Here is a 12,149-nt window from a genome sequence, read left to right on the forward strand (position 1 = left end):
TTGATGCCTGAGTTGATACCTGAAGTCGTTCGACAAGGAGTGTTCGCATGCACCATCCCCGTCGTTTGTTTCTGTCGCTGGCATTCGCCGTCAGCTTGCCAGCTTTCGCGCATCACGGCTGGTCCACCTACGACGACACCAAGCCGCTGACCGTCACGGGCAAGGTCGTCGAAAGCCATTACAGCAATCCGCACGCGACGATTACCGTCGAGGCCAGCGGCAAGCGCTGGCTGGCCATCCTGGCACCCGTGTCGCGCATGGAGGCGCGCGGGGCGACCGCCGACAAGGTGGCGGTCGGTCGCGAGGTCACCATGGTGGGTTATGCCAGCAAGGAGAAGACCGACGAGATGCGGGTCGAGCGAATCACGCTCGACGGCAAGACGGTCGAGCTGCGCTGACGGTGGCCACCCCGGCCGCCGTCACCGAGTGGGCGTCTCAACTGGCCGCGCTGCCGATATCGGCGTCTCTGCGCGCGTCGGCATGGGCCTATCCGATCGTCGAGATCTTTCACCTGGCGGGGATGGCGCTGCTGTTCGGCTCGATCGTTGTCGTCGATATGCGCCTGGCGGGCTTCGGCAGGCAGTTGCCCGTCACCGTGCTGCTGCGGCATGCCCTGCCGCTGTCGGTGTTCGGCTTTCTGCTGATCGCCGGGAGCGGCGCGCTGCTGTTCCTCGCGCATGCCGACGACCTCGTCGGCAATCGCGCATTCCTGGTCAAGACGCTGCTCGTGCTGCTCGGGCTGGCCAATGCGGCCTGGTTCCATATGGGGCCGTATCGGGCGCTGCTGCGGCCAGGCAGTCAGTGGGAGGCCGGCGGCGTGCCGCCTGCGGGCGCGCGGCTATGCGCGTGGATCTCGCTCGTGACGTGGGTGCTTGTCATCTGCGCGGGGCGGCTGATTGCCTATATGTAGCTTGCGCCGTCAAGTGTGAATTCAGGGAAATTTGATGTAACGCAAACGTGCGTGCATGACGCCTCAAGGTTCGGGGCGATTCGTCGTTAAGCCGGTACCGACTGATCGATCGAATCCGATAACTACATGCAAAACGTAAGCATCCGTCATGGCCTGCTGGCAACGCTGGCGATTTTCGGCCTCATGCTCATTCTCGGCGCCGCCCTCGGCGTCCTCGAGCTCCGCGCGTCGAGCGCCTCCGCCGAGCGTGTTCACCTCGTCGCCTCGCGCGCGCTGATGCTCAACGACGCGTACAAGGACATGACGCGCGCGCGGTCGGCGCTCAACCGGGCCTACAGCGCCAGCAAGGAGACCGGCGCGGTCAATCCGGATGCCATCGCCAGCGCGGAGCGTTCGATCGGCAAGTCGAAGGAAGAACTCGAGGCCTTTGAGAAGGCACCGGCGCTGGCCAGCCAGGATGCCAGCACGCGCGAGGAGATCGTGGCGGCGGGGCGCGTGCATGTGGAGGCGGTCCAGCGCGCGCTGGCGGCGCTGCGCGGGAACGATGCGGCGGGGTATGCGGCGATCAACGACAAGGACATCACGTCGTCCGGCGCAAAGTACTCGGCCGGCGTCGAGCGATTCCAGCAGTTTGCGTTGCGGCTCAACGAGGAAGAGCTCGCCAATGGGCGTCAGCGTTACGAGCGCGTGATCGTGCTGGTGGTCATCGGGCTCACGTTGTCGGCCGCGCTGATCGTGGCGGTGCACCTCGCGTTGCGCAGCCTTGTGGTGGCGCCGCTGACGAAGGCTTCCGATCTGCTGATGCGCGTGGCGGAAGGGGATCTGACGATTACCGTGCCGAAGGCGGGCAGTAACGAGATTGGCCAGGTGCTGGATGCGCTGGCGCGTATGCAGCACGGTCTGACGGAAACGGTGCTGAAGGTCCGCGCGAGCTCCGATGCGGTGACGATCGGCGCGCGCGAGATCGCGGCAGGGAACACGGATCTGTCGTCGCGCACCGAACAGCAATCGTCGGCGCTGGAAGAGACGGCCGCAAGCATGGAGCAGCTGACCTCGACGGTGAGCAACAACGCGGACAGCGCCTCGCGCGCAAGCGACCTGGCCAGCAGCGCGGCCCAGCTGGCCACGCGCGGCGGAGAAGTCGTGCGCGGCGTCGTGCAGACGATGAGCGAGATCAACACGAGTTCGCAAAAGATCGTCGACATCATCGGCGTCATTGACGGCATCGCGTTCCAGACGAACATCCTTGCCCTGAACGCCGCGGTGGAAGCCGCGCGTGCAGGCGAGCAGGGGCGCGGTTTCGCGGTCGTCGCCGGTGAGGTTCGCGCACTGGCCCAGCGCAGCGCGGGCGCGGCCAAGGAAATCAAGGCGCTGATCGACTCGTCGGTCGGCAAGGTGGACGCAGGCAGCATCCAGGTGGAACAGGCCGGCAGCACCATTGGCGAAATCGTGTCCGAAGTCCGCCGACTGGCCGACCTCGTGAATGAAATCTCGGCCGCTTCGGGCGAACAGTCGTCGGGCATTGCGCAGGTGAGTTCGGCGGTGTCGCAGATGGAGCAGGTCAATCAGCAAAACGCGGCGCTGGTGGAGCAGGCGGCTGCCGCGGCGGACTCGCTGGAGGCACAGGCCAATCAGCTGTCGTCGGCGGTGATGACGTTCAAGCTGGCGGCCTAGGGGAATGTTCGTCGGCGGGATCTATCGCGCCTCGTGGACGCGATAGGCAATCCCGATGCTGTAGAGGACGCTACAACGTTGAAATCGCCCCTACGGGCCGCTACGCTGGCGGCATGCATACACGAAGGACAGCGATGCTTGCCCACATCGTCCTGCCGTCCGGCACCGAAACCAGTGCGATGCCGCTGCTTGCGGGGCGGGCGCTGCGTGGGTTTTGCGATGGATACGTAGCGGTGCTCTTGCCGGCGTACCTGCTGGCGCTCGGCTTCGACGCACTCTCCGTAGGGCTGATCAGCAGCGGGACGCTGATCGGCTCCGCGGCGGCCACCATTCTGGTCGGATTCATCGGGCATCGTGTTCCGCAACGTCGATTGCTGAAGTTCGCGGCGCTTCTGATGTGCGCCACGGGGTTGGCCTTCGCGGGGCTGTCGGATTTCTGGCCGCTGTTGCTCGTCGCCTTTGTTGGCACGCTGAACCCAGGCTCGGGGGATGTGAGCATCTTCCTTCCGCTGGAGCAGGCGCGACTTGCCGAAGCCACGACGCCGGATGCACGCACGGCGCTGTTCGCCCGGTACGGTGTTGCAGGCTCGTTGTCCGCTGCACTGGGTGCGCTGGCGGCGGCGATACCGGATTGGCTCGGCCGATCGGCGGGCGTGCCGTTTCTGGATGCCATGCGCCTGATGTTTATTGTTTACGCCTTCACTGGCATGACACTCTGGGCGCTCTATGCGAGGCTGCCTGAGCCGCATGCGGCGCCGACGTCCGCGCCCGCACCGCTGGGTCCTTCCCGCCGGATCGTCATCCGCCTCGCGATGTTGTTCAGCGTGGGCGCATTCGCGGGGGGACTCGTCCTCAACGCCTTGCTGTCGCTCTGGCTGATGCAGCGTTTCGGCATGTCGCCGGGCGCAGCGGGCCAGTTCTTCTTCTGGGCCGGCCTGCTCACCACGGCGTCCCAGTTCGCCGCCGTTCCGCTGGCCCGGAAGATCGGGCTATTGAACACCATGGTGTTCACGCATATCCCGTCCAGTACGTTCCTGATCGCCGCGGCATTCTCGCCGTCGTTGACGTGGACGCTGCTGTTGCTGCTGGCGCGCAGCGCGCTGTCTCAGATGGACGTGCCAACGCGGACCGCATTCGTCATGGCGGTGGTCACCCCTGCGGAGCGAACGGCGGCGGCCAGTCTGACCGCCGTACCGCGAAGCCTTGCCGCGGCGATGAGCCCGGTGCTGGCGGGCGGGCTTATGGCAATGGGCTGGGCAGGGGCGCCGCTGCTGGCGTGCGGGGTATTGAAGATCGCTTACGACCTGACCATCCTGGCCGCATTCCGGCGCGTCAAGTTGCCGAACTGAGGCGGTACTGAGGCGGTACTGAGGCGGTACTGAGGCGGTACTGAGGCGGTACTGAGCACGCATCGTAGCAATGGCCCGAGGGCGCCGGCATACGATATGCTCGACGATTGAGCCGTAGCGAGATCTCAATTCCGTATGCTTCCCGACAGCGACTCCCTCCTCCTCCTTGTCACCCGCGAGATGCCCTTCGGCAAACACAAGGGGACCTTGATCGCCGATCTTCCCGGCAACTATCTGAACTGGTTCGCACGCGAAGGTTTTCCGCCCGGGGAGATCGGTCGGTTGCTCGCTCTCATGCACGAACTCGATCACAACGGGTTTCGGCATTTGCTGGCGCCGTTGCGCAAGGGGCGGTAGGGCGCAGTACGTCGCCAACTTTAAGGTCGATGCTATAGACCTTTTGTGCCGTCTCCCGCACAGTCCACATGGACTTGATAACTTTTAATGCATGACATGGGACGGTAGTCATGCGGCCGCTTGCATCGATGCGTGTGTACGATGCCAAGGCAGAGTTTGACTATGACGATCCTACGAACCCTCTCGTTCGCCGCGTGTTTGACGCCTATGACGCTTTGCGCGGAATTTCAACATAGCGGTATGTCGACGTCGCTGAGCTTCTGCCGGCAAAGCTATCAAATTGACGGGCATCTGATTTTTGCGGAGGGTGCGGTGTCAACCGTGGCGGCGCAAGATGCCATCTCGGTTGAAGCCATGATCCGGCGGTTTGAGCAGCGATTCGGTGGGGCCTATCTCTCGGAGGGCAATAAGTTCGTCGCTGAGAGGCTATATCCCGAGCATGCAGAGCACCCCACGCTGGCGGTTTTAAGGCTGAGAGCGGGTCTATCTCAGCGCGCACTGGCGGATAAGATGGGAGTCAAACAGCCCCACGTGGCACGTCTCGAAAAAGAGCCTACCAAGATGAACTACGAAACCATGGATCGCATGGCATGGGCGTTGGGCGTGGATGTCACGACTGTAGCGGCTGCCATTCAACGTAGCCAAGCCGAGTCCCGCAATGCCCGACAACGACCGCTCGTTCAATGTCTTCTACTGTGAAGACGTGCGGCTCGAGATTACGGGACAAACATCGATCATTGGCGTCTTCAACGCTGACGTCAATGCGCCCTCGTTTCCTGTGTCGCTCCCCAAACTCTGCGTTCTCGTGGAAATCGAAACCTCCGTCGACGATCTGCTTCAATCCCTGCGTATCCTGGTTCAAGCGGACTCCGGCGAGGTTTTCGTCGATCAAATCGTTCCGAGCGAAGTGCTCGCGCAACAATCGGCTATCGCCTCGACTGCGAACTTCGACGGCTTGGACGAAAGAAGGCTGAGTTTTAGGACACAGTTCTTCGTCACGCCATTTCGGGTCGCCCAGCCGACGATCATTCGCGCAAGGCTCTTGACGGAGCGCGGTGAAATCAAAGGGCGTGCGCTAAGACTCTCGCAAGGCGACCTGCTCCCCGCGTTTGGTACCGTGACGATGTAGCGCCGGCGAATCAACACGGTGCTGATCGAGTGAATAACGGACATTGCTGCGGGGAAGCGCGTTATGGCTATCGCCGGATATCACGTGGTGCGGCAACGGGAAGGCTGGCTGGCGAACCCCAACGCGGTCAGGGATGCCAAGTCGTGGGTCGAACAGCCTGGTCGCGAGAGCCAGAGATGGCGTAGGACACCTCTTTGCCGGCGGCCAGCATCAGGTCCACGTACGTCGCGAGCTTTTCGCGCGTTAGCCGGCTGATGGGACCGGAGATGCAAAGCGCGCCGGCCAATGTCCAGTTGATTCCGAAGACCGGCACGGCGAGGCTCGATACCTCGGGTTCGCGTTCGCCCATCGAGATGTAGAAGCCGTCTTTGCGAATCGTCTCGTAGGGCTCGCCAGCGTCGCCTGCGAAGGCGCGCAGGACTCTTCCGGGCGCGCCGGTGAGGGACAGCCTTTCTCCTACCCGAACGTGGTGCCGCACCGCGCCGGGACCCTCTACGCGCACGAGACAAGCCCGCGTGTCTCCCTCCCGGACATAGAAAGCCGCGCTTTCGCGCGTTTCGTCGCTGACCCGTCTGAGCACGGGTTCCACCGTCTCGTTGACGCGAAACGCGGCCTGATAGCGCGCGCCGAGCCAGCCCGCCGCCGCGCCGAGCCGCCATTGGCCATCTTCGCGCTGGACCAGGTACTCGCTCCGCGCCAGCGTCCGTGCCGTCCGTAGCACCGTGGACTTACCCATCCCCACCCGGCGGCTCAACTCCGACAGGGTGAGCGAGGTGTCGTCCGCGGAGAAGGCTTCGAGAATCTGTAGCGCGCGCGTGACGGCAATGATGTTGTCTTTGTCCGCACTTTCCATCTCCGATGCGGCTTGCACGTTCCGTTTCATGGCACATGTTCCGTTATGGACAACGCGATTGTATAGCACGGAACCAAAATCTATAGTCGAGCCACAAATACAAGCATTTCGACTGGAGACATCCGTGAATCTCGTTCTTCGCGTTGTGGCCGCCTGCGCTTTCGCCTCGCTGCCCTGCCTTCCCGCTCAAGCCTCGGACAGCTACCCGACCAAGCCCATTCGCCTGATCGTTCCCTTCCCGCCGGGCGGTGCCCCGGATACCTTCTCGCGCGAGATCGGACAGCAACTGAGCAGGGACCTCAAGTGGACCATCATCGTCGATAACAAGCCCGGCGCGGGAGGCAATCTCGGCGCCGAAGCGGGCGCCAAGGCGTCGCCTGACGGCTACACATTGGTGTTCGGACAGACCAGCAATCTTGCGATCAACCCTTCGTTGTACAAGAAGCTGCCGTATGACCCGACCAAGGATCTGACGCCCATTGGATTGATCGCTTCCGCGCCGCTCGCAATCGTGGCGAACAACAATTCGCCCTACAAGAACCTGTCCGACGTGATTGCCGCGGCGAAGGCGAAACCCGGCGCGGTAACGTTCGGGACGCCCGGGAATGGGACGGTCGCCCATCTTGCGATGGAGCTTCTGCAGAAGCAGGCCGGCATCAAGCTGCAGCACATTCCCTACAAGGGCGCCTCGCAGGCGCTCACCGATGTCCTGGGTGGCCAGGTGGAAATCTATATCGGCTCCGTCCCGACGGTGATGGGTCAAATCAAGACCGGCAAGTTGCGCGGCATCGCGGTGACATCCGCGAATCGTTCCGCGCAGATGCCCAATACGCCCACCGTGGCGGAAGCCGGCGTCAAGCAATTCGAGGCGGACACGTGGTTCGGCCTGCTCGCCCCGGCAGGCACGCCCGCGCCCATCGTTGCCAAGCTCAACGCTGAACTGAATCGCGCCCTGCAGGCCCCGGCCGTGCGTTCGAAGATCGAAGCGGAAGGCGGACGGGTGCTGGGCGGTAGCCCCGCTGCATTCGCCACGCTGTTGCAAAACGATCTCGCTCGCTGGCGTGTCGTGGTCAAAGAGTCTGGCGCGACCATCGATTGACACCACGGCGCACAACCCCGCGCCTCCGCGCGCCTCCGCGCACCTCCGTGCACCGAATCTCTCTTCCGCATTCTTTGCAGTTCCACCCAAACACAGGAGCCACCATGTCGGCAAGCCAACAACTCCCCGATGTCGTCCGCGATATCGAACGCGTTTCGCCCGAAGTCGTCAGGCAGGCGTCGCAATACGCGTCTTCCATCTTCGCCGATGTGGCCGGCCGGCGCGGCGGCCTCCACGGCAGGATCGCGCCGCTCAGCCAGAAGAGCAAGTTTTGTGGCCCGGCGATTACCGTGGAAGTCCGTCCTGGCGATAACCTCATGATTCACGCCGCGATGGCACTGGCGAAACCCGGCGACGTCATCATCGTCGATGGCAAAGGCGATCAGAACAGCGCGCTGATGGGCGCCATCATGGTCAATCAATGCATTGCGCTCGGTGTGGCGGCAGTCGTCCTCGACGCCGCCGCGCGCGACGCCGAAGAGATTATCGAGACCGGCTTCCCGATGTACTCGGTTGGCCTGAATCCCAACGGGCCGACCAAATTCGTGCCGGGCCGCGTGAATCATCCCATCCAATGCGGCGGCGTAACGGTATGCCCCGGAGACCTCGTCATCGGCGATGCGGACGGCGTCGTCGTGATCGAGCGCGAGAAGGCGCCCGCTCTGATCGAAGAGGCTGGAAAGAAAGTGGCGGCAGAGCGCAAACGCATCGAAGGCATCAAGTCGGGCGAAGCGCTCCGGCCGTCTTGGCTCGACGATGCCTTGCGCGCAGCCGGCGTCCTGAAGGCGGGAGAAGCGCTGTGAGCACCGCGGCGAAGCCCGTTATCGTCGTGACGGCGGCAAACATCGCGCCACAGTCGGTGGCGCTGCTATCCGACTTCGAATTGGTCTATGCAGGGAAAGCGGCAACCGAAGAGGAGACGGCGGCGCTGTGCCGACGTCACGCACCCGTAGCCGTCATCGTCCGCACGAGCAAGGTCGGCGCCATGGTGCTCGATGCGGCGCCGTCGATCCGCGTCCTGTCGAAGCACGGAAGTGGCATCGATAATATCGACCAGGAAGCCGCGAAGGCGCGTGGCGTCAAGGTCGTGGCCGCGGCAGGGGCCAATGCGGCCGCCGTGGCCGAGCAAGCGCTGGCGCTGATGCTCGCCTGCGCCAAATCGGTGGTGACCCTGGACCAGCGCACACGTACGGGCCATTGGGACAAGTCGACGCACCAGAGTCTCGAACTTCAGGGGCGCACGCTGGGTCTCGTTGGCCTGGGGGCGATCGGCCGGCGCTTTGCGCGCATGGCCAGCGCGATGGATATGAAGGTCATCGGATATGACCCCTATGCGACCGATCTGCCGGCGAGCATCGAGCCCGCGAGCCTCGACGCGATCTGGCAAGACTCGGATGTCATATCGTTCCACTGTCCACTGACCGCCGAGAATCGCGGGCTGCTCGATGCGGAAGCGCTGGCGCAGTGCAAGGACGGCGTGATCGTCGTCAATACCGCGCGCGGCGGCCTCATCGACGAAGATGCGCTTCTGGCAGCAGTGGAAAGCGGCAAGGTGGCCGCGGCAGGCCTGGATTCGCTGCAGCAGGAGCCGCCGCCCGCCGATCATCCCTTCTTCAGGAACAGCAAGTTCGTCATCAGTCCGCACATTGGCGGCGTGACCAGCGATGCCTTCGTCAACATGGGTGTCGCCGCCGCGAAGAACGTGCTGGCCGAACTGGCCAAGCTGCGGTAAGGAGGCGCCATGCATGACACGACGCGGCGCTGGCAGCGCAAGCCGGACGGGAGCAACTGGGGAGAGTTTGGCGCGGACGATCAACGCGGGCGCATGAACCTCGTGGATCGCGCCAAGGTACTGCAAGGCGTCGCGGAGGTGCGCGAAGGTATCACGTTCTGCCTCTCGCTCCCCCTCGATTACCCGGGCGGACAAACCATGAACGTACGACGGCAGCCGCCGCGGCGCTTCGCCGTCCTTCGGGATGGAAAAAGCGCCGGGCAGCAGGGTTTCTGCTGGTCGTATCGTTCCGAGGACCCCGATCTGACCGACGTGGTCAATGACGATGTGGTCCTCATGAGCCTGCAGTACTCCACGCAATGGGACAGTCTTGCCCATGTGGGCAGCCATTTCGATGCGGATGGCGACGGCAGCGACGAAGCCGTCTTCTATAACGGCTTTCGGGCTGGCGACGATATCAAGGCCGGCGTCGAGACCGACGCGCGCGAGCCGTGGGCAAAGTACGAGAACCCGGAAGCGCGCGCGCTGAGCATCGCCGTGCTGGCCGAGCACGGTGCGCAGGGCCGCGGCGTCATGATAGATATTGAACGCCACGTGGGCCGCAAGCGACAGGCTGTTGGGTATGACCAGCTCATGCGCATGCTTGACGCGGACAAGGTGACCGTGGAGGCCGGAGACATGGTCTGTCTCCATACCGGGTTCGCCGACACGCTGCTATCGATGAACAAGTCGCCCGACCTCAAGATCCTGCACGAATCCGGCACCGGACTGGACGGCCACGACGCAAAGCTGCTGAACTGGATTACCGACTCGCGCCTGGCATGCCTGCTCGCGGACAACCCCGCCGTGGAACTGGTGGTGCCGAAACCGCTGACTCCCTCTCCCATCCGGGGACCACGCCTGCCGCTGCATGAACACTGCCTCTTCAAGAACGGCATTCATCTTGGCGAGCTGTGGCAGTTGACACCATTGGCTCTCTGGCTGCGCGCGAACAACCGTAGCCGCTTCCTGCTGACCGCGCCGCCGCTGCGCCTTCCGGGCGCGGTGGGATCGCCGGCGACGCCGATCGCGACGGTCTAGGACAAAACTACAACCTTCTGGAGACAAGACAATGTTCAAGTCCATCACCCGCGGCATGGCGGGCCTCGCACTGCTTTGCGCTGCCGCGCACGCCAGCGCCGCCTATCCGGACCGTCCCATCCGCCTCGTCGTTCCCTATCCCGCGGGCGGCGCGGCCGACACGGTCGCCCGCATCGTTGCGGCCCCGCTGGGTACCAAACTGGGTCAGACCATTGTGGTCGACAACCGCCCCGGCGCCAGCGGTGTCATTGGTGCGGGTGCTGTCGCCAAGGCCGCGCCCGACGGCTATACCCTGCTACTCGATGCTACCGCTCACTCGGTCAACCCCAGCCTGCAACCGAAGCTGCCATACGATACCGCGAAGGACTTTGCGCCGATCTCGCTCGTGGTGCTCGTGCCGAACCTTCTGGTGGTGCCTCCGAATTCTCCGTTCAACTCGCCCAAGGATATCGTGGCACGCGCGAAGGCTACGCCCGGCAAGCTGACCTATGCGTCCGCGGGCTCCGGTACCGCACAGCACCTGGCGGCAGAACTGTTCCGTCAGCAGTCGGGACTCAACATGCTTCACGTCCCGTACAAGGGGGGTGCGCCGGCGTTGAGCGATCTGATGGGCGGCCAGGTGGATATGATGTTCAGCAACATGGCTGCCTCCTATCCGCTGGTTTCCGGCAAGAAGCTCAAGGTGCTGGCGACAACGGGCACGAAGCGGTCCGCCGCGCTGCCGGATATCCCCACCATCGCCGAATCCGGGCTGCCGGGGTACCAGGTGTACGAGTGGAACGGCTTGTTCGCGCCGGCCGGTACGTCCGCGGAAATCGTCGGAACGATCAACAAGGCGATCGTCGAGGTCATGAGCCAGCCTGCCGTCAAGGAACGTCTCGCGGCGATCGGTGCAGAGGCTTCAGCCAACAAGCCGGAGGAATTCCGCGCGTTTCTCGAGGCCGAGCAGGCCAAGTGGGCGAAGGTCATCAAGCAGGGGAATATTCGCCCGGATTGATGCGGGTCTCGAAAGTTGGGGCAAAAGCGGTAGCGCTCACGGCCGGCCCGCTTCTTGTGGCTCGCATATTTAGGGCGGGTTCCGTGCGTCCAGGCGGGCATGTGCAAGGCGGAAGGCGCGCGGCGTGCAGCCCGCGAACTGATGGAACACCGCGGTGAAGTGCTGCTGCGTCTGAAAGCCCGCGCGTGCCCCGACATCGATCAACGGCATGCTTCCTCCGATCAGCATGCACTCCGCATATCGGAGCCGCTTGGTCGTCACGTAGAAGTGCGGGGTGAGCCCGGTCGCATTCTTGAATGCATGCGCGAAATGCGACGTGCTCATATGGAGGAGTGCGGCAAGACGCTCCACCGTTGTGTACTCCGCGATGTGCAGGTGAATGAAGTCGTCGACGACGGCCAGTTTCGTCTGTGAGAGACGCGCGCCCGCTTCCCGTGTGCGCGCGCGTCCGTACCGTCCCGCGAGGTGGAGTGCGAGGACGTCCGCGAAGGCGGCCAGGCAGTCGGGGGCGGGCCCGATACCGGCATATACCGCGGACAGGGTCTCCGCCGCCTGACGCAGGAAAGGATCCCACGCGGTGATCCAGCGTGGGATATCGCAGGGTTCGCTACCGAAACTATGTCGCGCGGTCTCGCTGAGCTGGACGGAATCGAACGCGAGGACCAGCCCGCGCGGATCGTCGTCATGGGCCGTTTCAATGTGAGCCCACGCAGGCACGATGGCGATGAACGGTGCACTGACGCTGATCCTGCGAGCGGATCGGCCGCTATGTCCCGCAGCGCTCGCATGAGCGGTGGTCCGGTCCGCCGGGATGACGCACGAGATCCATTGCACGGAATTCAGGGTGCGGTCCGCCGTGCAGGACGCGCCGATCGAATGGTAGTGGAGACAACGCGATTCTGAACAGCAGGACATCGGCTGCATGGTGCGCGTTCGCCAAAGAGGCGGTTCGACAGAGACGCATCGAAG

Annotated in this window: 14 protein-coding genes; 12 read left to right on the forward strand and 2 right to left on the reverse strand. The window is 63.8% G+C overall.

The features are described from left to right. Nucleotides 1–47: 47 nt before the first annotated feature. The 7 genes from KHP16_RS10375 to KHP16_RS10405 all read left to right on the forward strand — a co-directional run bounded on the left by KHP16_RS10375 (nt 48) and on the right by KHP16_RS10405 (nt 5,419). Nucleotides 48–398 (forward strand): DUF6152 family protein, encoded by a 351-nt coding sequence (locus KHP16_RS10375; protein ID WP_109583423.1) that lies wholly within the window; start codon nt 48–50, stop codon nt 396–398. Between the two features lie 2 nt (nt 399–400). Further along, entirely contained in the window at nt 401–910 is a 510-nt protein-coding gene (locus KHP16_RS10380; protein WP_109583422.1) for a hypothetical protein, read from the forward strand. 126 nt (nt 911–1,036) lie between these two features. Beyond that, nucleotides 1,037–2,584: a methyl-accepting chemotaxis protein gene (locus tag KHP16_RS10385; protein WP_179593895.1), complete on the forward strand. Its 1,548-nt coding sequence runs from the start codon at nt 1,037–1,039 to the stop codon at nt 2,582–2,584. Between the two features lie 134 nt (nt 2,585–2,718). Further along, nucleotides 2,719–3,933, forward strand: coding sequence for an MFS transporter (locus tag KHP16_RS10390; RefSeq protein WP_244835746.1), 1,215 nt, complete (start codon nt 2,719–2,721; stop codon nt 3,931–3,933). 135 nt (nt 3,934–4,068) lie between these two features. Further along, the gene (locus KHP16_RS10395; RefSeq protein ID WP_115953273.1) at nt 4,069–4,290 is read left to right on the forward strand and encodes a DUF3820 family protein; all 222 of its coding nucleotides are present in this window, start codon (nt 4,069–4,071) and stop codon (nt 4,288–4,290) included. Nucleotides 4,291–4,530: 240 nt separating this feature from the next. Next, the gene (locus KHP16_RS10400) at nt 4,531–4,989 is read left to right on the forward strand and encodes a helix-turn-helix domain-containing protein (RefSeq protein ID WP_211960126.1); all 459 of its coding nucleotides are present in this window, start codon (nt 4,531–4,533) and stop codon (nt 4,987–4,989) included. Continuing rightward, nucleotides 4,949–5,419 carry a DUF6941 family protein gene (locus KHP16_RS10405; RefSeq protein ID WP_211960127.1) on the forward strand — a complete coding sequence of 157 codons (471 nt, stop codon included), beginning with the start codon at nt 4,949–4,951 and terminating at the stop codon, nt 5,417–5,419. The genes KHP16_RS10400 and KHP16_RS10405 overlap by 41 nt, the downstream gene beginning before the upstream one ends. A 127-nt stretch (nt 5,420–5,546) precedes the next feature. On the opposite strand, the gene KHP16_RS10410 is transcribed toward KHP16_RS10405, so the two are convergent. Next, entirely contained in the window at nt 5,547–6,302 is a 756-nt protein-coding gene (locus KHP16_RS10410; protein WP_109583416.1) for an IclR family transcriptional regulator, read from the reverse strand. 94 nt (nt 6,303–6,396) lie between these two features. Here KHP16_RS10410 and KHP16_RS10415 point away from each other — a divergent pair, with 94 nt between their 5' ends. The 5 genes from KHP16_RS10415 (at nt 6,397) to KHP16_RS10435 (ending at nt 11,180) form a co-directional block, all read left to right on the forward strand. Continuing rightward, nucleotides 6,397–7,371 carry a Bug family tripartite tricarboxylate transporter substrate binding protein gene (locus KHP16_RS10415; RefSeq protein ID WP_415831097.1) on the forward strand — a complete coding sequence of 325 codons (975 nt, stop codon included), beginning with the start codon at nt 6,397–6,399 and terminating at the stop codon, nt 7,369–7,371. Nucleotides 7,372–7,475: 104 nt separating this feature from the next. After that, nucleotides 7,476–8,174 carry an RraA family protein gene (locus KHP16_RS10420; protein WP_179593890.1) on the forward strand — a complete coding sequence of 233 codons (699 nt, stop codon included), beginning with the start codon at nt 7,476–7,478 and terminating at the stop codon, nt 8,172–8,174. Next, entirely contained in the window at nt 8,171–9,103 is a 933-nt protein-coding gene (locus KHP16_RS10425; RefSeq protein ID WP_211960129.1) for a hydroxyacid dehydrogenase, read from the forward strand. The genes KHP16_RS10420 and KHP16_RS10425 overlap by 4 nt, the downstream gene beginning before the upstream one ends. A gap of 9 nt (nt 9,104–9,112) precedes the next feature. Beyond that, nucleotides 9,113–10,183, forward strand: a complete 1,071-nt coding sequence (locus tag KHP16_RS10430) for a cyclase family protein (RefSeq protein WP_211960130.1) — start codon at nt 9,113–9,115, stop codon at nt 10,181–10,183. Between the two features lie 31 nt (nt 10,184–10,214). After that, a complete protein-coding gene (locus KHP16_RS10435) occupies nt 10,215–11,180 on the forward strand; it encodes a tripartite tricarboxylate transporter substrate binding protein (protein WP_211960131.1) in 966 nt (321 codons plus the stop codon). 69 nt (nt 11,181–11,249) lie between these two features. Here the strand turns inward: KHP16_RS10435 and KHP16_RS10440 are convergent, their stop codons facing one another. After that, nucleotides 11,250–11,897 (reverse strand): helix-turn-helix transcriptional regulator, encoded by a 648-nt coding sequence (locus KHP16_RS10440; RefSeq protein WP_244835747.1) that lies wholly within the window; start codon nt 11,895–11,897, stop codon nt 11,250–11,252. Between the last annotated feature and the right edge of the window lie 252 nt (nt 11,898–12,149).

It is taken from the genome of Cupriavidus plantarum (assembly GCF_905397285.1).
Lineage (GTDB): Bacteria > Pseudomonadota > Gammaproteobacteria > Burkholderiales > Burkholderiaceae > Cupriavidus > Cupriavidus plantarum.

What these genes read in the sequence shown, in the direction of transcription:
- KHP16_RS10430 (WP_211960130.1), top strand. Translation starts at nt 9,113, where the DNA reads ATGCATGACACGACGCGGCGCTGGCAGCGCAAGCCGGACGGGAGCAAC.
- KHP16_RS10395 (WP_115953273.1), top strand. Translation starts at nt 4,069, where the DNA reads ATGCTTCCCGACAGCGACTCCCTCCTCCTCCTTGTCACCCGCGAGATG.
- KHP16_RS10385 (WP_179593895.1), top strand. Translation starts at nt 1,037, where the DNA reads ATGCAAAACGTAAGCATCCGTCATGGCCTGCTGGCAACGCTGGCGATT.
- KHP16_RS10400 (WP_211960126.1), top strand. Translation starts at nt 4,531, where the DNA reads ATGTCGACGTCGCTGAGCTTCTGCCGGCAAAGCTATCAAATTGACGGG.
- KHP16_RS10435 (WP_211960131.1), top strand. Translation starts at nt 10,215, where the DNA reads ATGTTCAAGTCCATCACCCGCGGCATGGCGGGCCTCGCACTGCTTTGC.
- KHP16_RS10375 (WP_109583423.1), top strand. Translation starts at nt 48, where the DNA reads ATGCACCATCCCCGTCGTTTGTTTCTGTCGCTGGCATTCGCCGTCAGC.
- KHP16_RS10420 (WP_179593890.1), top strand. Translation starts at nt 7,476, where the DNA reads ATGTCGGCAAGCCAACAACTCCCCGATGTCGTCCGCGATATCGAACGC.
- KHP16_RS10410 (WP_109583416.1), bottom strand. Translation starts at nt 6,302, where the DNA reads ATGAAACGGAACGTGCAAGCCGCATCGGAGATGGAAAGTGCGGACAAA.
- KHP16_RS10405 (WP_211960127.1), top strand. Translation starts at nt 4,949, where the DNA reads ATGCCCGACAACGACCGCTCGTTCAATGTCTTCTACTGTGAAGACGTG.
- KHP16_RS10390 (WP_244835746.1), top strand. Translation starts at nt 2,719, where the DNA reads ATGCTTGCCCACATCGTCCTGCCGTCCGGCACCGAAACCAGTGCGATG.